The 25,758-nt window shown below is 63.9% G+C and carries 21 protein-coding genes and 1 pseudogene; 19 read left to right on the top strand and 3 right to left on the bottom strand.

Annotation, left to right across the window (positions count from 1 at the left end):
• Positions 1–128 precede the first annotated feature (128 nt).
• The 6 genes from AC1DQR_RS17845 (at position 129) to dmpG (ending at position 5,561) form a co-directional block, all read left to right on the top strand.
• Positions 129–1,583, top strand: coding sequence for a 2-hydroxymuconic semialdehyde dehydrogenase (locus tag AC1DQR_RS17845; protein WP_477133458.1), 1,455 nt, complete (start codon positions 129–131; stop codon positions 1,581–1,583).
• 8 nt (positions 1,584–1,591) lie between these two features.
• Positions 1,592–2,374, top strand: a complete 783-nt coding sequence (dmpE, locus tag AC1DQR_RS17840) for a 2-oxopent-4-enoate hydratase (RefSeq protein ID WP_416053214.1) — start codon at positions 1,592–1,594, stop codon at positions 2,372–2,374.
• A gap of 32 nt (positions 2,375–2,406) precedes the next feature.
• The gene (gene dmpH / locus AC1DQR_RS17835; protein WP_416053213.1) at positions 2,407–3,195 is read left to right on the top strand and encodes a 2-oxo-3-hexenedioate decarboxylase; all 789 of its coding nucleotides are present in this window, start codon (positions 2,407–2,409) and stop codon (positions 3,193–3,195) included.
• Positions 3,140–3,457, top strand: a complete 318-nt coding sequence (locus tag AC1DQR_RS17830) for a 2-hydroxymuconate tautomerase (RefSeq protein WP_416053291.1) — start codon at positions 3,140–3,142, stop codon at positions 3,455–3,457. Before dmpH ends, AC1DQR_RS17830 begins: the two co-directional genes overlap by 56 nt.
• 61 nt (positions 3,458–3,518) lie before the next feature.
• A complete protein-coding gene (locus AC1DQR_RS17825; protein WP_416053212.1) occupies positions 3,519–4,484 on the top strand; it encodes an acetaldehyde dehydrogenase (acetylating) in 966 nt (321 codons plus the stop codon).
• Positions 4,485–4,508: 24 nt separating this feature from the next.
• The gene (gene dmpG, locus AC1DQR_RS17820; protein ID WP_477133457.1) at positions 4,509–5,561 is read left to right on the top strand and encodes a 4-hydroxy-2-oxovalerate aldolase; all 1,053 of its coding nucleotides are present in this window, start codon (positions 4,509–4,511) and stop codon (positions 5,559–5,561) included.
• 45 nt (positions 5,562–5,606) lie between these two features.
• Here dmpG and AC1DQR_RS17815 read toward each other — a convergent pair whose 3' ends face one another.
• Positions 5,607–6,560, bottom strand: a complete 954-nt coding sequence (locus AC1DQR_RS17815) for a GlxA family transcriptional regulator (RefSeq protein ID WP_416053210.1) — start codon at positions 6,558–6,560, stop codon at positions 5,607–5,609.
• A 124-nt stretch (positions 6,561–6,684) separates the two neighbouring features.
• Between AC1DQR_RS17815 and AC1DQR_RS17810 the strand changes: the two genes are divergently transcribed.
• From AC1DQR_RS17810 to AC1DQR_RS17795, 4 genes and pseudogenes are all read left to right on the top strand, one after another.
• Complete coding sequence (locus AC1DQR_RS17810) at positions 6,685–7,506, top strand: SDR family NAD(P)-dependent oxidoreductase (RefSeq protein WP_416053209.1); 822 nt, start codon at positions 6,685–6,687, stop codon at positions 7,504–7,506.
• Positions 7,507–9,057: 1,551 nt separating this feature from the next.
• Positions 9,058–11,106 (top strand): ATP-binding protein, encoded by a 2,049-nt coding sequence (locus tag AC1DQR_RS17805; protein WP_416053208.1) that lies wholly within the window; start codon positions 9,058–9,060, stop codon positions 11,104–11,106.
• Positions 11,107–11,171: 65 nt separating this feature from the next.
• The gene (locus AC1DQR_RS17800; RefSeq protein ID WP_477133456.1) at positions 11,172–13,106 is read left to right on the top strand and encodes a diguanylate cyclase domain-containing protein; all 1,935 of its coding nucleotides are present in this window, start codon (positions 11,172–11,174) and stop codon (positions 13,104–13,106) included.
• A gap of 162 nt (positions 13,107–13,268) precedes the next feature.
• Positions 13,269–15,634, top strand: a pseudogene (locus AC1DQR_RS17795) (excinuclease ABC subunit UvrA); the annotation flags it as partial.
• A gap of 58 nt (positions 15,635–15,692) precedes the next feature.
• Here AC1DQR_RS17795 and AC1DQR_RS17790 read toward each other — a convergent pair.
• On the bottom strand, positions 15,693–16,466 hold the full coding sequence (locus AC1DQR_RS17790) for an IclR family transcriptional regulator (RefSeq protein ID WP_477133455.1): 774 nt from the start codon (positions 16,464–16,466) through the stop codon (positions 15,693–15,695).
• 97 nt (positions 16,467–16,563) lie between these two features.
• Here AC1DQR_RS17790 and AC1DQR_RS17785 point away from each other — a divergent pair, with 97 nt between their 5' ends.
• The 9 genes from AC1DQR_RS17785 (at position 16,564) to AC1DQR_RS17745 (ending at position 24,487) form a co-directional block, all read left to right on the top strand.
• Complete coding sequence (locus AC1DQR_RS17785) at positions 16,564–17,532, top strand: Bug family tripartite tricarboxylate transporter substrate binding protein (protein WP_416053203.1); 969 nt, start codon at positions 16,564–16,566, stop codon at positions 17,530–17,532.
• A 79-nt stretch (positions 17,533–17,611) separates the two neighbouring features.
• Positions 17,612–18,295, top strand: a complete 684-nt coding sequence (locus AC1DQR_RS17780; RefSeq protein ID WP_416053202.1) for an RraA family protein — start codon at positions 17,612–17,614, stop codon at positions 18,293–18,295.
• Positions 18,292–19,242: an NAD(P)-dependent oxidoreductase gene (locus AC1DQR_RS17775; RefSeq protein ID WP_416053201.1), complete on the top strand. Its 951-nt coding sequence runs from the start codon at positions 18,292–18,294 to the stop codon at positions 19,240–19,242. The genes AC1DQR_RS17780 and AC1DQR_RS17775 overlap by 4 nt, the downstream gene beginning before the upstream one ends.
• A gap of 187 nt (positions 19,243–19,429) precedes the next feature.
• Complete coding sequence (locus tag AC1DQR_RS17770; protein ID WP_416053200.1) at positions 19,430–20,413, top strand: Bug family tripartite tricarboxylate transporter substrate binding protein; 984 nt, start codon at positions 19,430–19,432, stop codon at positions 20,411–20,413.
• Complete coding sequence (locus AC1DQR_RS17765) at positions 20,410–20,538, top strand: hypothetical protein (protein WP_477133454.1); 129 nt, start codon at positions 20,410–20,412, stop codon at positions 20,536–20,538. Before AC1DQR_RS17770 ends, AC1DQR_RS17765 begins: the two co-directional genes overlap by 4 nt.
• 80 nt (positions 20,539–20,618) lie before the next feature.
• A complete protein-coding gene (locus AC1DQR_RS17760) occupies positions 20,619–21,548 on the top strand; it encodes an SMP-30/gluconolactonase/LRE family protein (protein WP_477133453.1) in 930 nt (309 codons plus the stop codon).
• Positions 21,549–21,700: 152 nt separating this feature from the next.
• Entirely contained in the window at positions 21,701–22,492 is a 792-nt protein-coding gene (locus AC1DQR_RS17755) for an amidohydrolase family protein (protein ID WP_416053198.1), read from the top strand.
• A 40-nt stretch (positions 22,493–22,532) separates the two neighbouring features.
• Entirely contained in the window at positions 22,533–23,510 is a 978-nt protein-coding gene (locus AC1DQR_RS17750) for a Bug family tripartite tricarboxylate transporter substrate binding protein (protein WP_416053197.1), read from the top strand.
• 89 nt (positions 23,511–23,599) lie between these two features.
• On the top strand, positions 23,600–24,487 hold the full coding sequence (locus tag AC1DQR_RS17745) for an amidohydrolase family protein (protein ID WP_416053196.1): 888 nt from the start codon (positions 23,600–23,602) through the stop codon (positions 24,485–24,487).
• 128 nt (positions 24,488–24,615) lie between these two features.
• Here the strand turns inward: AC1DQR_RS17745 and AC1DQR_RS17740 are convergent, their stop codons facing one another.
• Positions 24,616–25,521, bottom strand: coding sequence for a LysR family transcriptional regulator (locus tag AC1DQR_RS17740; protein ID WP_416053195.1), 906 nt, complete (start codon positions 25,519–25,521; stop codon positions 24,616–24,618).
• Positions 25,522–25,758: the final 237 nt, after the last annotated feature.

Raw genomic sequence — 25,758 nt, 5'->3', positions numbered from 1 at the left:
CCTCCGATGCCCAACGTTTGCTCCCCTCTCCCACTGCGTGGGAGAGGGGAGCAAAGCGAAAGACGAAAGACGAAAGGCGAAAGACAGCAAGGCAAAGCGGCGCACCCTGCCGCACCAAGCGAGACAACATGAAAGAGTTCAAGAACTTCATCAACGGCGAATGGGTGGCCACCAACCGCCAGTTCGACGACCGCAACCCGGTCGACAACAGTCTGATCGCCCGTGTGCACGAAGCCGGGCAGGCCGAGGTCGATGCCGCCGTCGCAGCGGCAAAACAAGCGCTGAGGGGCCCGTGGGGCAAGATGACCGTGGCGCGGCGCGTCGAGATATTGCACGCGGTGGCCGACGGCATCAACCGTCGCTTCGACGACTTCCTGCAAGCCGAGATCGCCGATACCGGCAAGCCGCACTCCCTTGCCAGCCACATCGATATCCCGCGCGGCGCCGCCAACTTCAAGGTGTTCGCCGACCTGATCAAGAACGTGCCGGCAGAGAGCTTTGCCATGGCCACGCCGGATGGCGGCGAGGCCATCAATTACGCGGTGCGCACGCCGCGCGGCGTGATCGGTGTGGTGTGCCCGTGGAACCTGCCGCTGCTGCTGATGACCTGGAAGGTTGGCCCCGCGCTGGCGTGCGGCAACACCGTGGTGGTCAAGCCTTCCGAGGAAACGCCGGCGACCGCCACGCTGCTCGGGGAGGTCATGAACGAGGCCGGCGTGCCGCCAGGCGTCTACAACGTGGTCCATGGTTTCGGCCCGGATTCCGCCGGCGCCTTCCTGACCGCGCATCCGGATGTGAACGGCATCACCTTCACTGGCGAGACGCGTACTGGCGAGGCCATCATGAAGGCGGCTGCCAATGGCGTGCGCCCGGTTTCGTTCGAGCTGGGCGGCAAGAACGCCGGCATCGTCTTCGCTGACGCGGATTTCGACAAGGCTGTGGCCGGCATCACCCGCTCGGCCTTCGAGAACAGCGGCCAGGTCTGCCTGGGCACCGAGCGCGTCTATGTGCAGCGGCCCATCTTCGCGCGCTTCGTCGCGGCGCTCAAGGCCAGGGCCGAGGCCCTGCGCATTGGCAGGCCGAATGACGAGGGCGTCAACATGGGCCCGCTGGTGTCGCTGGAGCACCGCGACAAGGTGCTGTCCTACTACCGCAAGGCGGCGGATGCGGGCGCTACCGTGGTTACCGGCGGGGGTGTGCCCGATATGCCCGGCGCGCTGGCCGAAGGCGCCTGGGTGCAGCCCACCATCTGGACCGGCCTGCCGGAGGACTCGGCGGTGATCCGCGAGGAGATCTTCGGCCCTTGCTGCCATATCGCGCCGTTCGATACCGAGGAAGAGGCCATCCGCCTCGCCAACGCCACGCCTTACGGGCTGGCCGCCACCGTGTGGACGTCCGACCTGGGCACCGCGCACCGCATGGGCAGCGCGCTGGAGGTGGGCATCTGCTGGATCAACGCATGGTTCCTGCGCGATCTGCGCACCGCCTTCGGCGGCGCCAAGCAATCCGGCATCGGCCGCGAGGGTGGGGTGCATTCGCTGGAGTTCTATACCGAGCTGCGCAATGTGTGCGTGAAACTTTGAGGCAGGCCATGAGACCCGAAGATATTCTTGAGATTGGCACGAGCCTGCATCAGGCGCTCGATCAACGCCAAGCCATAGTCCCGCTGACCGAGCGCTACCCCGAACTGTCCATTGATGACGCTTACCGCATCCAGCTGGCCATGGTGCAGCACCGCCTGGACGCCGGCGAGCGCGTGATCGGCAAGAAGATCGGCGTGACCAGCCGGGTGGTGATGGACATGCTCGACGTACGCCAGCCGGATTTTGGTCACCTGCTGTCCGGCATGGTCTACGGAGACGGCGCCGCCATTGCCGCTAACACGCTGATCGCACCCAAGGCCGAAGGAGAAATCGCTTTCGTGCTCAAGGAAGACCTGGAAGGTCCCGGTGTGACCAACGCCGATGTGCTGCGCGCTACCGCCTATGTGCTGCCGTGCTTCGAGATCGTCGACTCGCGCATCCGCGACTGGAAGATCCGGATTCAGGACACCGTGGCGGACAACGCATCGTCTGGTGTGTTCGTGCTGGGCGACGCCGCCGTGGACCCGCGCGGCCTTGACCTCGGCACTGTTGGCATGACGCTGGAGAAAAACGGCGAGATCGTCGCCACCGGCGCGGGCGCCGCCGCGCTCGGCCACCCGGCCAACGCCGTGGCCTGGCTGGCCAATACGCTGGGCCGTCTCGGCATCGGGCTGAAGAAGGGCGAGGTGATCCTGTCAGGCTCGCTGGCCGCGATGGTGCCTGTTCAGGCCGGCGACCAGCTTCGCATCAGCCTGGGCGGCATCGGCTCCGCCGGCGTGCGCTTCGTTTGATCGGATTTCATATAGCAGCCCAGGACAACGCCATGCACCTCACCCAAGACACCATCCAGCAGCTCGCCGAGCACCTGGAAAACGCCGAGCGCAACCGCGAGCCGGTGCGCAAGATTACCGACACCCATCCCGATATGGACTGGGATGATGCCTACGCCATCCAGGACGCGATCCGGGCGCGCAAGCAAGCGCGCGGCACCCGCATTGCGGGCCTGAAGATGGGGCTGACCTCGTTTGCCAAGATGCGCCAGATGGGCGTGACCGATCCGGTGTATGGCTTCCTGACCGACTACGGCGCCTGCATGGACGGTGGCGCCATCGATACCGCATCGCTGATCCATCCCAAGGTGGAGGCCGAGATCGCCTTCGTGCTAAAGCATCCGCTCAAGGGGCCGGGCTGCCATATCGGCGACGTGCTGGCCGCCACCGATTTCGTGCTGCCGGCGGTGGAGGTGATCGACTCGCGCTATGAGAACTTCCGCTTCGACCTCAAGAGCGTGATCGCGGACAACACGTCGTCGGCTCGTTTTGTCGTCGGCGGCACGCATCGCAGCGCCGAGGGGATCGACCTGAAGAACCTCGGCGTGGTGCTGGAGAAGAACGGCGAAGTGGTTGCCACCGCCGCCGGCGCCGCCGTGCTCGGCCACCCGGCCAGCAGCGTGGCCATGCTGGCGAACATGCTTGGCGCGCGTGGGCGCGAGCTGCCGGCGGGCACCTTCATCATGACCGGTGGCGTGACCGAGGCCATCGCGGTGGCGGCCGGCGATAACATCACGGTGCGCTACCAGCATCTCGGCACCGTATCGATGCGCTTCGTTTGATGCGCCCGGCGAGCGTGCTGGTGGCGCGGTACGATGCCACCCACTCAACCCACCCCGCAGGAGAAAAGCCATGCCCATCATGCAAGTGTTTCTGATCGAAGGCCGGACCGAAGAACAAAAGGCTCGCCTGATCAGCGCGCTGACGGACGCCGCCGTGGAATCGATCGGCGCGCCGATCGAGAGCGTGCGCGTGATGATTACCGAGGTGCCCAAGACGCAGTTTGGCATCGCGGGCAAGACAGCGAAGGAACTCGGCCGCTGAGGGAGCGGCATACGGAATGCCTGGCGGCACTCGACCTGGACCGCCCGGGCACGGAGACAACATGGACATGAAAGCAGGCGCCGGCGGCAGCCATCCGCCCGGCAAGCACAAGGTAGCCATCATCGGCTCGGGCAATATCGGCACCGATCTGATGATCAAGGTCATGCGCCACGGCCGGCATCTGGAGATGGGCGCGATGGTCGGCATCGACGCCGCTTCCGACGGTCTGGCCCGGGCCGCGCGGCTGGGCGTGCCCACCACGGCCGAGGGCATCGAAGGCCTGGTGAGGATGGCCGGCTTTGGCGATATCCGCATCGCCTTCGACGCCACCTCGGCCGGTGCCCACGCGCATCACAACCAGATCCTGCAGCAGCACGGCATCCAGGTGATCGACCTGACTCCGGCCGCGATCGGACCGTACGTGGTGCCGGTGGTCAACCTGGACCAGCAGCTCGGTGCCAGCAATATCAATATGGTCACTTGCGGCGGGCAGGCCACCATCCCGATGGTGGCCGCGGTATCTCGCGTGGCCAAGGTGCATTACGCGGAGATCGTGGCCTCGATCTCCAGCAAGTCCGCCGGGCCGGGCACGCGCGCCAATATCGACGAATTTACCGAGACCACCAGCCAGGCGATCTGCTCCGTGGGCGGCGCGGCGCGCGGCAAGGCCATCATCGTGCTGAATCCGGCCGAGCCGCCGCTGATGATGCGCGACACGGTGTTCACGCTGTCCGAGGACGCCGACGAAGCGGCGATAGAGGCCAGCGTGCAAGCCATGGCAAAGGCGGTGCAGGCCTATGTGCCCGGCTACCGGCTCAAGCAGAGGGTACAGTTCGAGCGCATCGATCCGGCTGCGCCGTTGAATATCCCGGGGCTGGGGCGGATGAGCGGGCTAAAGACATCGATCTTCCTCGAAGTGGAAGGCGCCGCCCATTACCTGCCGGCTTATGCCGGCAACCTCGACATCATGACCAGCGCCGCGCTCGCCTGCGCCGAGCGCCTGGCGCAAACCCGGCTGGCTGCGTAAGCGGCGCGCTCACGGAGACAAGACATGACCCAGCAAGCCACGCAGAAGAAAATCTATATCTCGGATGTCACGCTGCGCGACGGCAGCCACGCCATCCGCCACCAATACAGCCTGGGCGACGTGCGCCGCATCGCCGCGGCGCTGGACGGCGCCAAGGTGGACTCGATCGAAGTCGCGCATGGAGACGGGCTCGCCGGCTCCAGCTTCAATTACGGGTTCGGCGCGCATACGGACCTTGAGTGGATCGCGGCGGCAGCAGAGACCGTCCGCCATGCCAAGGTGGCCACCTTGCTGCTGCCCGGCGTGGGCACCGTGCACGACCTGCGCGCCGCGTACGATGCCGGCGCGCGCGTGGTGCGGGTTGCCACGCACTGTACCGAGGCGGATGTCTCGCGCCAGCATATCGAGTACGCGCGCAACCTGGGCATGGACACGGTGGGCTTCCTGATGATGAGCCACATGACCACGCCCGCCGCGCTGGCGCAGCAGGCCAGGCTGATGGAGAGCTATGGCGCCGAGACCGTCTACGTGGTGGATTCCGGCGGCGCGCTCAATATGAACGACGTGCGCGACCGCTTCCGTGCCTTCAAGGACGTGCTGAAGCCGCAGACCCAGACCGGCATGCACGCACACCACAACCTGAGCCTGGGCGTCGCCAACTCCATCGTTGCGGTGGAAGAAGGCTGCGACCGTGTGGACGCGAGCCTGGCCGGCATGGGCGCCGGCGCCGGCAATGCGCCGCTGGAGGTGTTCATCGCCGCCGCCAGCCGGCTCGGGTGGAACCACGGCTGCGATCTCTACACGCTGATGGACGCTGCCGACGAGATCGTGCGGCCGCTGCAGGACCGCCCGGTGCGCGTGGACCGCGAGACCCTCGCGCTGGGCTATGCGGGCGTCTATTCCAGCTTCCTGCGCCACGCGGAGGCAGCCGCCGGACGCTATGCGCTGAAGACCGTGGATATCCTGGTGGAACTAGGCCAGCGCCGCATGGTGGGCGGGCAGGAGGACATGATCGTCGACGTGGCGCTGGACCTGGTGGCGCGGCGCGAGGCGGGACAAGCGCGGATCACGGCGTAAGCTCCGCCCAGCCGAGGGGAGGCCGTCCGATCGGGGCACCAGCACTCAAGCTTCCATCGGCTCGTCTTCCCCGCGCGCCATGCGCCGGATCGCCTGCGGCGGTTGCCCGAACGCCCGCAGGAACGCGCGCCGCATGCGCTCGCGGTCGCCAAAGCCGGTCTCCTTGGCCACCACATCGATCGGATGCCGCCCGGACTCCATCATCAGCCGTGCGGCCTCGATGCGCAGGTGCTCCACGGCCTTGGCCGGGGTTTGTCCCGTTTCTTCGCGGAAGGAGCGGCTGAACTGGCGCGGGCTGAGGTGCGCCGCTTGCGCCAGTTGATCGACGGACAATTCGGCGTGCAGGTTCTGACGGGCAAAGGCGAGCGCGGACTGGATGCGATCGGACTTGGGCTCAAGCTCGAGCAGCGCCGAGAACTGCGATTGCCCGCCGGCACGGCGGTGATAGACAACGAGCTTGCGCGCGACAGTGCGCGCGGCTTCTGCGCCGGCGTCTTTCTCGACCAGCGCCAAGGCCAGGTCGATGCAGGCGGTCATGCCGGCGGAGGTCCAGACCGGCCCGTCGATGATGAAGATGCGGTCCTCCTCGACGTTGACCGCGGGATACGTGCGCCGGAACCGGGCGGCGTAAAACCAGTGGGTGGTGGCCCGGCGGCCGTCCAGCAGCCCAGCCTCGGCGAGGTTGAAGGCGCCCGTGCAGGTGGCGCCGATGCGTCGCGTGGAGGGCGCGGCCTTTTGCAGGAAGGCGACCAGGCCGGGCGACGCCGGCTGGATATCGTTGTCGCCCACCACCAGCAGCGTGTCGAACGCGCGGTCATCGAATGCCTCCGTGGTAACGCAAAAGCCTGCCGAGGTTGGCACCGGCCCGCCTTGCTCGGACAGCAGGTGGACCGCGTAGAGCGGTTTGGCCGCGTTGAGATTGGCGAACTCAAGGACAGTGCTGACGCCCAGGTTCATGACCTGGAAGCCGGGATAAAGGACGATTCCGACACGCAGCATGGCGAACTCCCACAGATGGCATGAAAGGTGGCATCTATGACATTGTTGCCATCGGATTATGCACCTAATCTTCGTTCCGTGATGACCGGCAACGGGCCGGCAGCAACGAAATCGGAGAACGAACATGACCGCATCGACAGCAACCTCGGGAATCCATGCGCATCAAGGCACCGCCGTGATTACCGGCGCGTCTTCAGGGATCGGCGCCGTCTACGCGGACCGGCTCGCCCGGCGCGGCTACGACCTGATCGTGGTCGCCCGCAACCGCGACAGGCTGGCCAGGCTGGCAGAACGCCTGAGCAGCGAGACGGGGCGCTCCGTGGAGATCGTGACCGCGGATCTTGGCGCCGATGCCGACGTCCGCCGCCTGGAGACACTGCTGCGCACCGACGCCAGCATCACCATGCTGGTCAACAATGCGGGCATCGGGGCGGCGGGGCCGCTGCTCCAGTCCGATGCTGACAAGATGGCTGCGATGATCGCGCTCAACGTCACCGCGCTGACCCGGCTGACCTACGCCGCCGCGCACGGCCTGGTGGCGCGCGGCAAGGGGACGATCATCAACATCGCCTCGATCGTGGCGGTCGCCCCGGAATTGCTCAACGGCGTCTACGGCGGGTCGAAGGCCTTCGTGCTGGCCTTTACGCAATCGCTGCAGCATGAACTGGCGGACAAGGGCGTGCGCGTACAGGCCGTGCTGCCTGGTGCGATCCGTACGGAGTTCTGGGATGTGGCCGGCCAGCCGGTGGAGAGCCTGCCGCAGGACTGGGTGATGAGCGCGGACGACCTGGTTGACGCGGCCCTGTCCGGGCTGGACCAGGGCGAGGTGGTGACGCTGCCGTCGCTGCCCGACGCGGCGGACTGGCACGCCTTCGAGGCCGCCCGCGCGGCGCTGGGGCCGAACCTGTCGCGCAGCGCGCCGGCGGCGCGCTTCAGGACCGCCTGAAAGGCGGTCGGTGAAATTTCTACCGCTCTTCGGCTCTGGCTGAGTTGGTCATATGGACTGGCTTGCGCACTGAGTTTGTCAAAACTAGTTCAGTGGACGCTGCTGGTTCATTGGCATTGTAGGCAAGCAGCCTCTTGTCTATTAGTCTGTTAATTTGCCACCAGTGAATTATGTCTTTTTCTATTGAATCTGCACTTAGAAGGAAGACCACGGACGTAATGGAACCCCAAGGGTTCCTGACGATCTGTAGACGGGCGCCACGCGCCATTTCTCGTAGGATTTCTCCGCTCCGCATTTTGAAATTATCAATCGAAATGTGCTTTGTTAGTCTCGGTGTTCATGCTGCCTGAAGCCGGGTTGTGCATCCGATGATGGACAGAGCCCGTGGGTAGCAACCGACGGCTAAGAGCAAGGTTGGGGACGGCGGCCCGCCGATCGGAACGCTCAGCGTAGGGGAAACCATGGCGCCAAAGCTGACAAAAGCTGACAAAAGCTGACAGTTGCACACAGCAGCGTGAATGCGGCGCCGGGGGCGACAAGGACGGCTAGCAGGCGTGAGTTATGCGGGATCTGCGCGGGATCTGCTTTGTGCCTTGAGGGAGTGCGCGGCACGCCACCAGAAGGGTTCGTGCGCGCCATTCCGTCGCTCGACGACTGCGGTGCGCCACTCAAGACCATTTCCGGCACGCCACCGCTCGCGAGCGACTGGCCGCATGGCTGCCGTTTCGCGCCACGCTGAGCCGAGGCCGGCGCGCGGTGCGGGAGCATCTACCCGAACTGGTTCGAGTGGGACGCTGGCCGTCGCAGAGTCGCATGCTGGCGCACCATTCAGCCGCTTGGCCGCGCGCGTGACGGAGCCATCTTCGAACAGCGCAATGAAGTACTGGATCTGTTTGATGTCCATGCCAAGTGATCGATTATGTATCAGAAAATCTGTGAGATTTTGGTGATTGCATCAGGTTTTTTGTCGAAAAATTCCCCGGAAGACCCGGCTAATATCGGGGGGAAATCCCTTTCTTTTGCCTGCTGTGAGTCCGCATGTGCCCACTAAGGACCGGCCTGCCTGTCATCATTGGAAGTGATGAATGTAATCAAAAAACTATATTAGAACTAATACCATAATCTCACTAAGATCCTGTTCGACGTTGTATGTCCCCGGCGGATTCGCCTGTCGGGGCCGACGCGCAGAACGGAGTCAGGAATGAGACAGAACAATGCTGGCGGCATGACCGGCGCGACATTGGAGACAGCGGTAGCGGGCGTTCGCCGCGTGCCGCATGGCATCTCCCCGTGCCGGCCCGCAGCGGCGGCCATGCACCTTGAATTCGCAGCCGCCGGCGCGGCCTCGCGCCAGCGTCACGTCGGCCGCTCGATGGAGCAATGGGCGCGGGCCATGGACCGCGTGCGCCATGTGGGCGAGCCAATCCCGATGTGCAAACAACTGACTCGAGAGCCCGTCGCGGGAAAACCGCACACCGGGTTCGGAGGCAGGGGACGGCGCTCGCCGCTTCCTAGCGCGTTCATTTCCTCTTTTTGGGGTGGCTAGGATTCATGGGTCTGGAGATATATAGGCCGGTAGCGGCCGAAGGCACGGCGCGCACCATCACCCCGGGCATTTCGGCATTCATGCTCGTATTGTCGGTCTGGCTGGGGTTCGCGCTCTGGGCCGGATGGGACAGAGGCAGCGAACTACGCAGGATCCAGGCTGATGCCGACCGGCTTGCCTATACCCTCGGCCAGCACGTCGAGCGCACATTGATGGAGGCGGACCAACTGACCTCCCTGCTAGGCGGCGCCGTCATCGAACGGGGGCTGGACTTGCCGCTTGCCGAATGGACCCGCAACGGTCATCTCGGTGCCGAACCCTTCCTTCAAACCGCGATTCTGGACGAAAGTGGCGTTCTCAGGGCATCGACCAATCCGACATTCGAAGCGCTTGACCTAGGCGATAGCGAGCATTCGCGCATGCACGCCGACAATCCCAGGCCAACATTGTTGGTCAGCAAGCCGCTGCGGGGGCGCAGTTCAGGTCGCTGGGTAGTTCTGCTTTCCAAGGGAATCGTGGGGCCGACCGGCCGTTTCATGGGGGTCGTAGTGGTGTCGCTTGACCCACTCTCCCTGACGAGCATCTACAAGAGCATCTATTTGGGCAGCCGGGGTGCAATCGGTCTGCTGGGTACCAGTGATTTCATCTACCGGGTGCGTTGGAGCGGGGCGGCTTCCGACCCTGGGCAACCGCTGCCGGCGAGCTCTGCGGCCCGGCGAGCCGTAGCTGCCGCGGCCCACGCTGAAGTGGTGGAGAAGAGCCCACTGGACGATGTCGAGCGCATTTATGGCGTACATCGGCTGTCGAGAGGAAACCTGGCGGTCGTGATCGGCTACGACCTCCATGAAGCACTATCAATGTATCGCGCCAGGCTGCTCCTCGTCGCTTGCATCGCAAGCTTCCTATCCGCGCTGATCATCTTCGTCCAGATGCGCCAGGCCAAGTCAATCGAGAGGATGGCGAAGCTGGCGGATCGCGCGGCGGTGGTCAGTCGCCGGCTACGAGAAAGGAACCAGCACCTGCATGCGCTGTTCTTTGCCTTGCCGGACGGCGTTGCCATTTTCGATAAGGATCGCCACGTGGAAGACGCCAACGGCGGGCTGTGCGACGCCCTGGGCGTTTCGCCCGGAGACTTGCGCGGCGCCACGCCACAACGGTTCGTTGACCTTCTGTATCGAGGTCGACGTCCCACGCGGGACTCAGTCACCCCGTCCGAACTACTTGCGAAGATCGACTGCGCCGCAGTCTCGCACGAATTTAGCGGCGTTATCGAGTTCGATATAGCGGATTCATCCAGCTACGCCACTCGTATTGTGCATACCAGCGACGGCGCTGGCTGTGTGGTGGCTGTCTGGGACGTAAGCGAAATGCGGCGCGAGGAACGGGCCCAATCGCATTTCATTGCTACCGCAGAAGCTGAAATCAAGATACCCATCGCAAACGTCGTCGGATATGCCGACCTCCTCGCCGCCGATCTGATCCCCCCGGAAAAACGCCTTGGCATCTATCGCACGATTCGTTCGCAAGCCCAGCGCGTCAGCCAGTTCGTTTCGAATCATCTTCAACTGATGCGCCTGGAAACACTAGGCGCATCCGAGATGACGTTTCATCGGGTGGATCTCGCAAGGCTCGTGCGAGACGTGGTTGAGGCAGGGTTCGCGGACGATAGCCGGGTGACGCTGGAGTCAGAGAGAGAGCCTGTCTGTGTGATGGGTGACGCCGCCTCCCTCGCCAGCGTGATACGCCATTTGCTGGAGAATGCCGTGAAGTACGGGCTTGGGAGAGAGGTCAACATCTCGGTCGCTAGCGCGTCGGTCGAACGCCGCAACGCCATGCTGAAAGTGACCGATCGAGGCATGGGGATCAAAGTTGACGAACTCAGGCTGGTGTTCGACAAATTTTTCCGAGGCAAGCTGCAGCATGGGTCGGCCGGCGATGGTCTGGGCCTTGCCCTCGTGCGTGAAATTGTGCTGCTACATCGCGGCCATATTTCTCTTGAGAGCGAAGTAGGCAAGGGCACGACCGTTACGCTGCACCTTCCGGCGGTGGAATAGCTTTAGTGTGACGTGATCGGCGAGGACGTCGATAAGTGCGCCACACAATCTGACCGGAACGGAGCATGGAGCGTGAAAGACGAAAGCATCATGGATGCGCAGCAGCAGCAACAACGATAACCAGCCAGCGCCACCATGCCACCATGCCACCAGAAAGCGACTACGATCAGTACTTTGAGCGCGTGACCCGGGTCGCCGCGCGCGCGCTGAATTCACCAATATCCGTCGTATGTCTCGACAGACTGGGCCAGCCAGAAGTCATAGGCACAAGCGGGAGCGAACGGGGCGTCGTATTCCATGTGCAGACGTACTATAGCCGGACGCTCCAATGCGAGGAACCGTTCGTCGTCAGGGATGCGTTGTCCGATGCGGAGCTTGCGCAAGGACCACTGGCAACCAGCGAATTGCGGTTCCGCTTTTTCGCAGGCATTGCGCTGCGTCTACCGTGCGGCAGACCCATCGGTATGCTATGTGTGATGCACGCGTTGCCGCGGCGCTTCAGGCGCCAACAACGTCAGATGCTAGTAGACCTTGGACAAATGATCGAGCACGAAGTTGGCCTGCGCAAGCTGGACAGCTCTGATCGTTTGGAGGTGCTTCACGCGATCGACCGACTTCAAGCCCAGCATGCGCTTTACGTCGAGACGTTCCATCGAACGCCGGTCGCTATCGCGCATATCGGAAGGGACTGGGAGTGGCGGCACATGAATGATGCCTGCGTGAAATTCTTCGCGCACTCGCGCGCTCCGCTGACGAAAACGAATATCCTCGATCTGCTGGATGCGAGCGACCGGACCAGCCTTGAACAGGCCGTGCAGGCACTTGATCGTGGCCGCGGGGTCGAGGTCCGGACGCTCGACGTAACGTTCCGGTTGCGCAACAAGCAACGTAAGCCAGCGCGAGTGCAGGTGGCACCGAAGCAGACGACGTCGACCCGCGACGGGGGCTGGCTGTTTGTCATTCACGATACCCAGGCGGAGCAACGGGAAAAAGCCGTGCGCGATGCGCGGGAGGCTGCGTTGCATCGGGGAGCGCATGAGGCCTCGGAGGTTCTGCGCAGGGCGCGCGAGCAACTGACGACCGCCGAGCGGCAATTGGGAGACACGCGGGTAGATTTGCGCGCCATTGCTGACAATTTGCCGGTGCTGGTCGCTTACGTCGACAGTGAGCGACGTTTTCGGTTCGCCAACTCAACCTATCGCGAGTGGCTGGGGTTGGACCCGGAGGAGATCGTGGGACGGCTCACCCATGAAGTTCTCGACGCTGACTATGCTGCTGCCATCGAGCCGTACGTCCAACGCGTGCTCAACGGCGAAAGGGTCGAGTACGAGGTTGGAGCGACGCTTAACGGGAGTCGGCGTGTCCTGCGCGGTGTGCTGGTGCCGCGTCGGGTCCACGATCAGGCGGCTGATGGGTACTACCTGCTGGTGCAGGATGTGACTGAGCGAACGGCATTGCTCGATCGCCTGCGGCATCAGGCGTTCCACGACGCGCTGACCGGCCTGCCTAACAGACGCTCGTTCCTCGAGAGGCTGGATGAGGCATGCGCAGCAAGCGGCGACGGTGTGGCTGCCATCATGTTTATCGACCTGGATGGCTTCAAGGCTGTCAACGATACATACGGGCATCAGTGCGGCGACGAAGTACTTGTTGAAGCCGCGCGCCGGATCTGCCGCTGCGTACGTGGCGGGGATCTGGTTGCGCGGCATGCAGGGGATGAGTTCACGTTGCTGCTGACCGGCCCTGCGATCGATCGTGCTGCGCTGGAGAAAATTGCACGCGCAATCCTGCGGACACTGAGCCAGCCCATCAGGTTCGGGGCGAACGTCGTCCAACTATCGGCGAGTATCGGCGTGTTACCGCACGACCAGGCAGCGTCATTGAGTGGCGAAGCTCTGTTACGCGCCGCGGATGCCGCAATGTATCGTGCGAAAGTCGCAGGCAAGGCGCGTATTGTCGTGCACGAGCTTAACGATTCACCGGCCGGGATGCACGCTTGAGAACGAGGAACGTCGCTGATTCCGGAACATGATGCTCGCCCGCGTAGGCGATGCAGGATTAAGTAGCTTCACGGTGGCGCGGTCGAAATAACCAGCGAGCCATTTCGCTGAACCAAGCGCCTACGCATGAAAATCCAGTAGAGTAAGGAATCTGATCGCAAGCTCGCCTCGGCGCGTTCGTCACTGGGCAGCGTGACGACGCTGTCGAGCCTCGTGCGGATGATGTACTCGCGAACCGGCAGCTACCCGCCGAAGCAGCCAATGCTGTATGCGGAGGACTTCTCGCCGAATACGGTACAGGGCGCCTGCCCGACCTGCCACGGGCTCGGCCGCGTATATAGCGTGACGGAACGCTCGCTGGTGCCCGACGACTCGCTCACGATTCGCGAGCGCGCGATCGCGGCATGGCCGCCCGCTTGGCACGGCCAGAATCTGCGCGACATACTCGTCACGCTCGGTTACGACGTCGACACGCCGTGGCGCGATTTGCCGAAGAAAGACCGCGACTGGATTCTGTTCACCGACGAACAGCCAACGGTGCCGGTCTATGCCGGCTTGACGCCGAAGGAGACGCGCGCCGCGCTCAGGCGCAAGGTGGAGCCCAGCTACCAGGGCACGTTCACCGGCGCGCGCCGGTACGTGTTACATACCTTCGCAAATACGCAGAGCGCGTTGATGAAGAAACGCGTGTCGCAGTTCATGATCGGCGGCGAATGTCCGTCGTGTCACGGTAAGCGTCTGAAGGCGGAAGCACTCTCGGTGACGTTCGCCGGTATGGATATCGGCGAGCTGTCACAACTCCCCATCGCTCGGCTCGCCGCGTTGCTCGAACCCGTCTCGCGCGGCCAGTGGCCGTCTTCCAGCACATCTCCCGACGGCGCGATTCTCGACAGGAACAGTCGGCGCAAGGCGACCGCCAGACGTGTCGCGGCTGGCGGACAGGCTCACCAGGCGGCGCCTGACGTGCGCCGTACGCCTAACCTGTCCGACGAGAAGCGTGTGGCAGCGCAGCGGCTCGCGATCGAACTGCTCGAACGTCTGAACACCTTGATCGACCTCGGTCTCGGCTATCTTGCGCTGGACCGTGCGACACCAACGCTGTCCTCCGGAGAACTGCAACGGCTGCGGCTCGCGACGCAGTTGTCGTCACAACTATTCGGCGTTATTTACGTGCTCGACGAGCCGTCTGCCGGACTGCATCCCGCGGACGGCGATGCGTTGCTCGAAGCGTTGCAGCGCCTGAAGGCCGCGGGCAATTCGCTGTTCGTGGTCGAGCACGACATTAGCGTGATGCGGCGCGCCGACTGGCTCGTCGACGTGGGCCCGGATGCCGGCGAGGCGGGCGGACGTGTGATCTACAGCGGACCACCGGCTGGCCTTGCAGATGTCGAAAGCTCGCGCACACGCCGCTACCTGTTTGCGCAAGGCGAGCTAGAGACGCAGGCGGCGCAGGCGAGCGAGGCTGCGCCGCCTGCGCGCCGCGAGCCCCGCGGCTGGCTGCGGCTCGAAGACGTGACGCGCAACAATCTGCACAATCTTGCTGCGGATTTTCCACTGGGTTGCCTGACCACGGTAACGGGCATCTCGGGATCGGGCAAGTCCAGCCTCGTGAGCCAGGCGCTGACGGAGCTTGTGGCGGAACATCTCGGGCGCGCAGCCGATCTTGCCGAAGACGACGAAGTCGACCCGCTCTTTGCCGCCCCGCCCGTCGCGACCGACGGGCGGATCACAGCCGGCATGGACAAGATCAAACGTCTCGTGCGCGTCGACCAGAAGCCGATTGGCCGTACGCCGCGCTCGAATCTCGCGACCTATTGCGGTTTGTTCGACGCCGTGCGCAAGCTGTTCGCCGCGACTCCCGCTGCACGCAGGCATCGCTACAGTGCTGGCCGGTTCTCGTTCAACGTCGCGCAGGGGCGATGTCCGACGTGCGAGGGCGAAGGCTTCGTGATGGTCGAGCTGCTTTGCCTAGCGTCTACGCGCCCTGCTCGACCTGTCAGGGCAGCCGCTACAACCCGCAGACGCTCGAGATTCGCTGGCGCGAGCGCAATATTGCCGAGGTGCTGGCGATGACCGTGGACACCGCATGCGACTTCTTCGTCGACGAGGCGCAGGTGATGCGCTCACTGACTGTGCTCCGTGATATCGGTCTCGGCTATTTACGGCTTGGTCAGCCGGCCACCGAGCTCTCCGGAGGCGAAGCGCAACGCATCAAACTTGCGACCGAGCTGCAGCGTGCGCAACGCGGCGATACGCTCTACATCCTCGACGAGCCGACGACCGGTCTGCATCCAGCCGACACCGATCGCCTGATGGTGCATCTGCATGGGCTCGTCGATGCCGGCAATACCGTGGTGCTGGTCGAGCACGACATGCGTGTCGCGGCGCAAAGCGACTGGATCCTCGACATCGGCCCGGGTGCGGGAGAAAGCGGCGGAAGGATCGTTGTGAGTGGCGTTCCGCAGACGGTGGCACTCGCCGTGGACAGTCGTACCGCGAGCTATCTGCAGGCCGTGATATTTCGTTGATCTGGCGGGTCGGCGGGGCACGCCGAGAACGCTTTGCGTTTGCTCGATGGCGTGCCTGTCAAGGATGCCAGGTCGAAGGACTGACCGGCAAAGCAGTCGCAGGTCGGCGGCTCCCCGCCATCTCGTAGGAAAGCTGGTTGGCCGCGTCCATGACGGTCTGTGCCAGCGCGAGTAGTTTTTCCTCGGTCAGGCGCGAGGTAGGTCCGGAGATGCAGGCAGACCCAAGCAACTTCCAATGTAACCCGAATACCGGGGCCGCCACGCTGGAGACTTCCGGTTCGCGCTCGCCCATGGAGAGGTGGTAACCGCGCCGCCGGATCGATTCGTAAGGCTCCCCGGGCTCCCCGGAGAACGCCACGATGACCCGCCCCGGTGCGCCACTGTCCAGCGGTAGCGCGGCTCCGATGCGCACGTGGTGCCGGATGGCTTGCGGGCCTTCCACGCGCACCAGGCACGTGCGCTGTTCGCCTTCGCGCACATAGAAAGAGGCGCTTTCGCCCGTCCTGATCGTCAGCTCCCGCAGCACCGGCTCCACCACCTCATACACGTTGAAGGTGGCCTGGTAGCACGCGCCCAGCCAGCCGGCGGCGCGTCCCAGGCGCCAACTGCCATCTTCCTTTTGCACAAGGTAGTTGTCCGTCGCAAGCGTACGCGCTAGGCGCAGTACCGTCGTCTTGTGAAAACCCGTGCGGCGGCTGAGTTCGGCCAGAGTGAGTTGTGCGTCACTTACGCCAAAGGCTTCCAGGACGCGCAGCGCCCGGCGTACCGCGATCACGCCGCCGCCAGCATCTTCAGCCACGTCGCCGGCGGCCAGGGGAGTCGATGAGTCCATGGTATGGAATGGGTTGCATTAGACGAAACGATATTGTACCTGTCGCAACAAGCGACCAGAATCCATTCCAACAAATAACGAGATTCGGAGACATGCAATGAAACCGCCGTACCGGGGTCTGATGACCGCCATCCTTTGCGCCCTCGCTTTCCCGGCCCTGGCCGATACCTATCCCACCAAGCCCATTCGCGTGATCGTGCCGTTCCCGGCCGGTGGCGGCACGGACATCATTGCCCGCGAGGTGACCAACAAGGTGGCGATGGCCATGGGCTGGCGCTTCGTGGTGGACAACAAGCCGGGCTCGGGCGGTAACCTCGGCGTGGACGCCGCTGCCAAGGCCAGCGGCGATGGCTACACCATCGTGTTGGGCCAGACCAGCAACTTGGCGATCAACCCCACGCTCTACCGCAAGCTGCCCTACGACGTGGCGAAGGACCTGACTCCCGTGAGCCTGGTGGCCAGCGCACCGCTGGTGCTGGTGACCACGATGGAGTCGCCCTACAAGACGCTGGCGGATGTGGTGGCGGCCAGCAAGGCCAAGCCCGGCAGCATCAATGTGGCTTCCCCCGGCAACGGCACGGTGGCGCACCTGACCAGCGAGTTGTTCCAGAAAACGGCGGGGATCAAGCTCACCCATGTGCCATACAAGGGTGCGGCCCAGGCCGTCAACGACCTGATCGGCGGCCAGGTTCAGCTCTACCTGTCGTCGGTGCCCACGCTGATCGGCCACATCCGCAACGGCAAGATGCGCCCCCTGGCCGTGACGTCGGCCAAACGCATGCCCGACTTGCCCAATGTGCCCACCATTGCCGAGTCCGGCTACAGCGGCTTCGAGGCCGTGACCTGGTTTGGATTTGTGGCGCCCGCTGCTACGCCCAAGGACATCGTGGTGCGCCTGAATACCGAGTTCAACAAGGCATTGCAGGTGCCTGACCTGAAGAAGAAGCTGAACGACCAGGGGGCCGATGTATTGGGCGGTACGCCCGAGCAGTTCGGCGCGCTGATGAAGAAAGACACGATCCGCTGGTCGACCGCCGTCAAGGCATCTGGCGCGCAGGTGGATTGATCCTCGCTGTCCCACGCATCGCCGCCATCGCTCGCCGCCCCAACGAATCTCTCGTCCCCAACGTCCCAGGAGTCATGCCATGAGCTTGCCCAACATTATCAAATCATTCGACCGCGTGCCCGCCGACATCGTCGCCCAGGCCGCTAAATTCCAACCGGCCATCCTGGCCGACGTAGCTGGCCGCCGTGGCGCGCTGCATGGCCGCATCCGCGCCCTGCGGCCGCACATGAAGCTGGCGGGCACCGCTTTTACTGTGGAAGTGCGCCCCGGCGACAACCTGATGATCCATGCCGCGATGGCGCTGGCCCAGCCCGGCGACGTGCTGGTGATCGACGGCAAGGGTGACCAGAGCAGCGCGCTGATGGGCACCATCATGATGAATGCATGCCGCCAGCGCGGCATCGCCGGCGTGGTGATCGACGGCGCGGTGCGCGATAGCCTGGAAATTGACGAGATGGATTACCCGGTGTTCTCGGTGGGCACCAACCCCAACGGCCCGACCAAGGAAGTGGGCGGGCGCATTGGCCACCCGGTCTCGGTCGGTGGCGTCACGGTCAACCCTGGCGACTTCATCTGCGGCGACGCCGACGGCCTGGTGGTGGTCGAGCGTGAAAAGATCGCGTCGCTGCTGCCGCTCGCCGAGCACAAGGAAGCCGCGGAAGCCCGGCGCATCGCGCAGATCAAGGAAGGCAAGACCAACGCACCGTGGCTGGTTGCCTCGCTCATCACCGCAGGCGTGTTGAAAGAAGGGGAGACGCTGTGAGCAACAAGCCAGCCATCCTCGTCACCGCGGCCGACCTGGCACCACAAGCCGAGGCGTTGCTCGGCGATTTTGAGATCGTCTACGCCGGCAAGACGCCCCAGGCCGCCGACCTTGTGGCGTTGGCTCAGCGCCACAACCCGGTCGGCATCATCGTGCGCTACGGCGCAGTGACGCCGGAAATCATGGACGCGGCGCCTGCGCTGAAGGTCATCTCCAAGCACGGGAGCGGCACCGACACCATCGACAAGGCCGCCGCGGCACAACGCGGCATCGAGGTGACAGCCGCCGTCGGTGCGAATGCCGCCGCGGTGGCCGAGCAGGCCCTAGCACTGCTGCTGGGCTGCGCCAAATCTGTGGTGCTGCTCAATGCGCGCATGCATGCCGGGCACTGGGACAAGGCCACGCACAAGAGCGTTGAGCTGGCAGGTGCCACTATCGGCCTGATTGGCCTGGGCGCCATCGGCCAGCGCTTTGCCAGGATGTGCGATGCCATGGGCATGCGCGTGATCGGCTTCGATCCGTTTGCCAAGGAACTGCCGGACTATATCGAGCCCGTGAACCTGGAAACGATCTGGAAAGAGTCGGACGTGATTTCACTGCACTGCCCGCTGAGCGCCGAGAACCGGCAACTGATCAACGCGCAAACGCTGGCGCGCTGCAGGAAGGGCGTGATCCTCGTCAACACGGCGCGGGGCGGCTTGGTCGATGAACCAGCATTGCTGGCAGCCGTGCGGTCGGGCCAGGTTGCCATGGCGGGGCTGGACAGCTTCGCGGTCGAACCGATGACGGTGCCGCATATCTTTCACGGCCAGCCTGGCTTTCTTCTCAGTCCGCACATAGGCGGCGTGACCAGCACCGCGTACGTGAACATGGGCGTGGCGGCGGCGCGGAACACGCTGGGTGTGCTGGCGCGTGCTGAGGCCCCGGCGCCGGCCAAAGCCGGCTAAGGCTCAACGAAGCTGCCCGCAGCGCAGCCCGAATCTGACCGGATGCGCCCAAATCGTTTGAAGTGCCTGAGGTCTTTTGCTCCCTCTCCCCACCGGGGAGAAGGGTGCTAGCCATCGTAGGGCGGCGCGTGGCGTGCAGACGCACACGAACGCGCGATTACCCCAAGAAAATAGTTGGAGACAAACAATGACAACCAGATCACCCTTAGCCTTGGCCCTTTGCCGCGGCGTACTGGGCGCGCTTGCGTGGATCGCCATGTCCGTGCACGCACAGACATGGCCCGCCAAGCCAGTGAGGATCATCGTGCCCTATCCGCCGGGCGGCGCCGTGGATGCTGTCACCCGCAAGATGGCGCAGCGGCTTACGGAGCAGACAGGCCGGAGTTTCTTCGTCGAGAACAAGGCGGGCGCCACCGGTACCATCGGTATCTCGCAAGTGGTGCACGCCCCGGCCGATGGTTATACGCTGCTTGCCAACGACACCACGTTCTCGCTGCTGCCGCATATCTTCAAGAAGCTGCCGTTCGACTATGCGACGGACCTGCAACCGGTGGCGGCCTTCGTGTTTGCTCCAATGGCTGTTGCGGTCAAAGCGGACAGCAAGTTCAAGACCATGGGCGATCTGGTGGCGGCCGCTCGCGCGGGCGACGGCAAGGTTAGCTATGGTTCCGGCGGCGCTGGCACCACGCCGCACTTCGCCAGCGAGGCACTGGGCATGGCGACGGGCGCTCACTTCATGCACGTGCCATTCAAGGGCGCGGGAGAGGCCACGCTGGCGCTGCTCGGCGGCACCATTGACTACCAGATCGCTTCTACGCCCGGGGTCATCGGGCAGGTCAAGGGCGGCAGCCTGCGGCTGCTGGCAGTAAGCGGCGACAAGCGTCTGCCCGCGTTGCCCAACGTGCCTACATTTGCTGAGGCGGGCGTGAAGGGCTATGGCGTGGTCAACTTCACCGGCCTCTGGGCGCCCCACGGCACGCCGGCGGCGGTGACGGATCGCCTGCAAAAGGAAGTGGCTACTGCCATGGCGTCGCAGGACATGAAGACCTTTGCCGAAGGCATTGGCGCGGACCCGGGCTATTGGGATGCCGCGGCATTCGCCCGGCAGCTTTCAGAACGCACGGCGTTCTGGGGCAAGATCGCTGCCAATACGGCGTTTGAAAAGCAATGAGCACCGGCAAGTACCGGCAACACAAGTCCGACATGCAAGTCGTGTCAGCGCATGTGCGCCTGGTCCAGCGCGAGGTGGCAGGTTATAGCCAGATCGCCCAGGCGTTGGGTTTAACGGCTGATTGACGCAGTGCGGGCTGCCGCGCCGCTAGCCAGCGGCAAATACTGACAATCCTTATCCATTCACTGCGCACAGCCAAATTGCCATGTTCCTGCTGAATACCCCGGAAGTCCGAGAGTTCGACGTGTTTACCAGCATGCCGGCGTGCTATCGCCAACGCAGGCGAACGGCCTGGGCGGATGCCAACCAGGGCGGACGCGAAATCGACTGCTTTCTGGAGGGGCCTGTATTCGACCGGGAGGGCAACCTCTATGTCGGCGATATACCCAATGGGCGCGTCTTGCGCATCGACCCGGCCGGCGAGTGGAACGTGGTGGCGCAGTGGGACGGCGAGCCCAACGGCATGAAGTTCCTCAACGCGAACGAACTGCTGGTAACGGACTACCGCCGTGGCCTGATGCTTGTCGATGTACGCGTCGGCAGTGCAAAGCCATACCTGGACCGCCGCAACACGGAGAGCTTCAAGGGAGTCAACGACCTTACGCTGGATTCGCAGGGCAACATCTATTTCACCGACCAGGGGCAGACCGGACTGCATGACCCGACCGGACGCGTCTACCGACTGAGCGTGGCCGGGCGGCTGGAACTGCTGCTCTCCAATGTGCCCAGCCCGAACGGTATCGTGCTGTCACCCGATGAGAAATTCCTGTTCGTCGCGGTGACGCGGGCAAATTGCGTCTGGCGCATGCCCATCCTCGCCGATGGCGGCGTGTCCAAGACCGGGCAGTTTTTCACCTCCTATGGACCGAGTGGCCCTGACGGGTTGGCCATGGATGTATCGGGCCGGCTGCTGGTGGCGAACCCCGGACTGGCCTACGTGTGGGTGCTGAGCCATCGCGCTGAGCCGGTGCAGGTGCTGCGCGGCCCCGCCGGGCATTCGCTGACCAATCTCGCCTTTGGCGGCCCCGCCGGCAAGACGTTATTTGCGACAGACTCCACGGCGGGAGACATCCTGCGCATAGAGATGGATGTGGCGGGCATGCCGCTGTGGCGGCGAGACGGAGAGCCGACGTGACACAACGCTGGATGAGCCGTGCAGGCAAGAGGCAGGGCATCCCAATTGGAAAAATCGTCCAGGCACCGTGGTGTTTCACGCGAGCTTGGTTCGGAGAACATTAGATGAGAGCCCTTGGCCAACCCTCTATTGCGAACGCTTGCGATTGCCATATGCACGTCTACGATAGCCGCTATCCGGCTGCAGGGACTGCAACGCTGCGACCACCAGATGCGCTCGTCCCGGACTACCGGGCGGTGCAGGGGGAGATGGGAACCACCCGAGCCGTAGTGGTCACGCCGTCCACCTATGGCACGGACAACAGGCCCACATTGGCTGCCCTCCGAGAGTTGGGCGTGGAGGCCCGTGGCGTCGCGGTGGTGGACACCTCCATTACCGAGAGTGAGCTCGAAAGCCTGCATGCATCCGGCATTCGAGGCATCAGGTTCAACCTCACGATGCCCGGCCCAGTAGACATGGAGATGCTTGCGCCGCTTGCTGCGCGTGTCGCGCCTCTGGGCTGGCATATTCAACTCAATGCGCCCGCCGCGTGGTTGCCGCACATGCAACCGCTGTTGAAGACCTTGCCCGCTCGCATCGTATTTGACCACTACGGGCACTTGCCATTCGGCGGGGCTGAGTTCGAGCCTGCGTTCGAGGTCATTGCAAGCCTGTTGGGTGACGGCAGGGCTTGGGTGAAGCTGTCTGGTCCTTACATTGAGTCCAGGGAAGGACCACCACTATACGGCGACGTCGCTTCGCTTGCGCGTCGCTATCTCGAATGCGCACCTGGCCAGATGGTCTGGGGATCGGACTGGCCACACCCAACAATCATTGCCAGGGGCCGCTCGTCGCCAGATGACGGCGACCTGATGTCGCTCTTCCGGCAATGGTGTGGCGACGATGCACTGGCCAGGCAAGTTCTTGCCGATAACCCCCGAAGACTCTATGGCTTTGGCCCCTGATGCCGATGTCGGATAACAGCAATCCGAGGAGACCGTTCCCATGAAACTCAGGCAATTGTTTATCACGCTCTGCATTCCCCTGCTGGCGTGCGTCACAGCGAGTGTCTCGGCGCAGTCTGACTGGCCCAATCGGGTGATCACTTATGTCGTGCCGTATCCGGCCGGCGGCACCACCGACATCCTGGCGCGCCTGATCGCGCAGAAGCTTGGCCAGGCGCTGCACACCACCGTGGTGGTGGAGAACCGACCCGGCGCCACTGGCGCCATCGGCTCAGCCTTCGTGGCACGCGCGCCGGCCGACGGTTACACGTTGCTGGGCGCGTCCACCGCGTCGCACGCGATCAACCCGGCGCTCAATCCGAAGTTGCCCTATGACGCCATCAAGTCCTTCGAGCCCGTGGTGATGATCGGCACGATCCCCAGCGTGCTGATCGTCGGCCCCAACAGCCCGTACCGCAACGTGCAGGCGCTGCTGGCTGCCGCCAAAGCAAAGCCCGGCGCCGTCACCTTTGCCTCGGGCGGCAGCGGCACCATCCTGCAGATGTCCGGCGAACTGCTCAAAGAAGAGCGCAAGGCTGACATGACCCACGTGCCCTACAAGGGAGACGTCCCCGCCATCCAGGATGTGATGGCCGGCCACGTGGACTTTATGTTTGCGCCCACCGCGCCCATCTTGCCGCATGTGCAGGGTGGCAAGCTGCGCGCGCTCGGCGTGGCTACCAAGGCGCGCGTGGCCAGCTTGCCGGCGGTGCCGACTATGGCCGAGGCGGGCGTGCCCGATTTCGAGGCCGAGCAGTGGCAGGCAGTGTTTGCTCCGGCCGGCACGCCGGCGGCCATCGTGCAACGCCTGAACACCGAGATCAACCGTATCCTGAAGGATACGGAAGTGGTGGCTCACCTGGACAAGCTGGGCGTCAAGGTGGTCGGTGGCACCCCGCAGCAGTTGTCGGCCTTTCAGAAGGCCGACATCGCCAAGTGGGCGCGCGTGGGCAAGGCCGCGGGGGTGACGCTGGAGTAGGCAGGGTGCCCGCAATGCCATCCCATGTCCCTGCCGTCTGGAAGCGTCTCCGATCCTGGGCGGCACCGGCGGCAGGCGCCAACGGCGCTATGCAGTGGTCCGTGTCAGCAGGCAGCAGCCAAGCCGTGCCGCATTCCGAAGGCGACCAGCCACCGGTGCTGGCAGCGCCTGCTAACGCCTGCGATAGCCACATGCACGTGTACGATCCGCGCTTTCCCGCATCGCCACACTGGAAGAAGTCACCGCCGGTGGCGACGGTCGACGCCTATCGCCTGTTCCAGCGGCGCATCGGCACGTCGCGCACGGTGGTGGTTACGCCGTCGACCTACGGTATCGACAATTGCTGCACGCTCGACGCGCTGGCCACGCTCGGCCACCAATCGCGTGGCGTGGCTGTGGTCGGTGCGCAGGTCGAGGACGCTGAACTGGAACGTCTGCGCGATGGCGGCATCGTGGGGCTGCGAGTGAATTTTGTGTCGCCGCAGTCCTGGGGCAATTCGACGCCCGAAATGCTGCTAACACTAGCAGAGCGCGTGGCACCGCTCGGGTGGCATGTCCAGGTGCTGATGCAAGCGGAGCAGATCGTGCAGCATCGCCGACTGCTGGCGCGGTTGCCGGTACCCGTGGTGTTCGACCACCTAGGCCGCTTGCCGCAGCCGCTGGGCACCATGCACGAGGCCTTTGCGGTGGTCGCTGACTTAATGCGCGAGAGCCGGGCCTATGTGAAGCTGTCCGGTGCCTATATGGATACCGTCACGGGCGCTCCGGCTTATGCCGATGTGTCGGCGGTCGCCCGCGCCTTTGTGGATGTGGCGCCTGCGCAGGTGATTTGGGGTAGCGACTGGCCACACCCCACAGAATGCCGCAAGCCCAACGATGCCGTGCTGTTTGACCTGCTGCGCGACTGGGCTCCTGACCCGGCGACCATCCACCGGATCCTGGTCGCTAACCCGGAAAAACTGTATCGATTTGCCTGACCCATGGAGACTTATCTTACTTATTTTGCGTGTTGCTGTTAACGCCTTCCCGGCGCATGACCTCGAAGCCGGCACGATCCGGAAAGTAGCCTACCGTATCGTGCCCTTCCTGATGCTGTGCACCCGGATCAGCCGGGGGCGCCCGACACCCTGCGGATCTCCTCGGCCACGATCGCGATCAGCGCATCGGCTGCCGTGCTGAGCGGGCGCTGCGGATGGCTTACGCACACCAGGTGGCGCACGATGCGCGGCGCCAGGATGGGGTACACGCGCAGCCGGCCCTCGTCCACCGCGCGTTGCACCACGATGCGCGGCAGCACCGTGCCAAAGCGGGTGGCCTCGACGAACTGCACGATGGTGCCGAGGATGTCGATCTCGAACTTCGGCTGCAGGGTCACGTCTTCCAGTTGCGTGGCCGCATCCAGCACGCCGCGCAAGCCGTGGCGCTTGGTGGGCAGCACCAGCTCCAGCCCCGGCAGCTTGGTGAGTTCCACCGCTGCCGGCAGTTCCGGGCCATGCTCGGCGCTGGTGACCAGCACCATTTCCTCGTCATGAAGGGATTGCACGTGGAGTGATAGCTTGCCACGGGGCTTGTGCACCACGGCCGCGTCGAGCTGGCCGGCGGAGACCAGGTCGATCAGCGTGGCGCTGAATCCGTCCGCCACCGATACCTCCACATTCGGGTAGCGCTCGTTGAAGCGCACCAGCGACCCCACCAGCACGCTTTCCGTTTCCGACGCCACCATGCCGATGGAGATGTTGCCGGCCACCTGCTCCTCGCGTTGCATCAGTTGCTGCCGGGCGTTGGCGAGGTCCCGCGTGATCGGCAGGCACAGCCGGTACATCATGCGGCCGGCCGCTGTCGGCACCATCCCGTGCGGGATGCGATCGAACAGCTTCTGTCCGAACTCTTCTTCCAGCTTGGCGATCTGCATGCTGAGCGCCGGTTGCACGATATTCAGCCGCTTGGCCGCGCGCGTGACGGAGCCATCTTCGAACAGCGCAATGAAGTACTGGATCTGTTTGATGTCCATGCCAAGTGATCGATTATGTATCAAAAAATCTGTTAGCGTGGAGTGATCGTATCAGATTTATTGTTGTCACGTTGCCGGAACGCCCGGCCACTATCGGGGGAAAACCCTCATGCGCGGTGCGTCAACAGCCCAGATGTGCCCACTAAAGTCCACCTGGAATAACATCATCGGAACTGATAAGCATAATCAAAAAACAATATTAGAACTAATACCATAATCTCACTAAGCTCCTGTTCA

It is taken from the genome of Cupriavidus sp. 05L411, from assembly GCF_056398045.1.
Note: the sequence above shows the minus strand (reverse complement) of the source record. Positions and strands in the feature narration are given on the sequence as shown.

Coding starts and splice junctions, on each gene's coding strand:
- AC1DQR_RS17745 (WP_416053196.1), top strand. CDS start 23,600: ATGCAGTGGTCCGTGTCAGCAGGCAGCAGCCAAGCCGTGCCGCATTCC.
- AC1DQR_RS17760 (WP_477133453.1), top strand. CDS start 20,619: ATGTTCCTGCTGAATACCCCGGAAGTCCGAGAGTTCGACGTGTTTACC.
- AC1DQR_RS17765 (WP_477133454.1), top strand. CDS start 20,410: ATGAGCACCGGCAAGTACCGGCAACACAAGTCCGACATGCAAGTCGTG.
- AC1DQR_RS17790 (WP_477133455.1), bottom strand. CDS start 16,466: ATGGACTCATCGACTCCCCTGGCCGCCGGCGACGTGGCTGAAGATGCT.
- dmpG (WP_477133457.1), top strand. CDS start 4,509: ATGACCCAGCAAGCCACGCAGAAGAAAATCTATATCTCGGATGTCACG.
- AC1DQR_RS17845 (WP_477133458.1), top strand. CDS start 129: ATGAAAGAGTTCAAGAACTTCATCAACGGCGAATGGGTGGCCACCAAC.
- AC1DQR_RS17785 (WP_416053203.1), top strand. CDS start 16,564: ATGAAACCGCCGTACCGGGGTCTGATGACCGCCATCCTTTGCGCCCTC.
- dmpH (WP_416053213.1), top strand. CDS start 2,407: ATGCACCTCACCCAAGACACCATCCAGCAGCTCGCCGAGCACCTGGAA.
- AC1DQR_RS17740 (WP_416053195.1), bottom strand. CDS start 25,521: ATGGACATCAAACAGATCCAGTACTTCATTGCGCTGTTCGAAGATGGC.
- dmpE (WP_416053214.1), top strand. CDS start 1,592: ATGAGACCCGAAGATATTCTTGAGATTGGCACGAGCCTGCATCAGGCG.
- AC1DQR_RS17780 (WP_416053202.1), top strand. CDS start 17,612: ATGAGCTTGCCCAACATTATCAAATCATTCGACCGCGTGCCCGCCGAC.
- AC1DQR_RS17800 (WP_477133456.1), top strand. CDS start 11,172: ATGGAGCGTGAAAGACGAAAGCATCATGGATGCGCAGCAGCAGCAACA.
- AC1DQR_RS17810 (WP_416053209.1), top strand. CDS start 6,685: ATGACCGCATCGACAGCAACCTCGGGAATCCATGCGCATCAAGGCACC.
- AC1DQR_RS17770 (WP_416053200.1), top strand. CDS start 19,430: ATGACAACCAGATCACCCTTAGCCTTGGCCCTTTGCCGCGGCGTACTG.
- AC1DQR_RS17750 (WP_416053197.1), top strand. CDS start 22,533: ATGAAACTCAGGCAATTGTTTATCACGCTCTGCATTCCCCTGCTGGCG.
- AC1DQR_RS17815 (WP_416053210.1), bottom strand. CDS start 6,560: ATGCTGCGTGTCGGAATCGTCCTTTATCCCGGCTTCCAGGTCATGAAC.
- AC1DQR_RS17825 (WP_416053212.1), top strand. CDS start 3,519: ATGGACATGAAAGCAGGCGCCGGCGGCAGCCATCCGCCCGGCAAGCAC.
- AC1DQR_RS17755 (WP_416053198.1), top strand. CDS start 21,701: ATGCACGTCTACGATAGCCGCTATCCGGCTGCAGGGACTGCAACGCTG.
- AC1DQR_RS17805 (WP_416053208.1), top strand. CDS start 9,058: ATGGGTCTGGAGATATATAGGCCGGTAGCGGCCGAAGGCACGGCGCGC.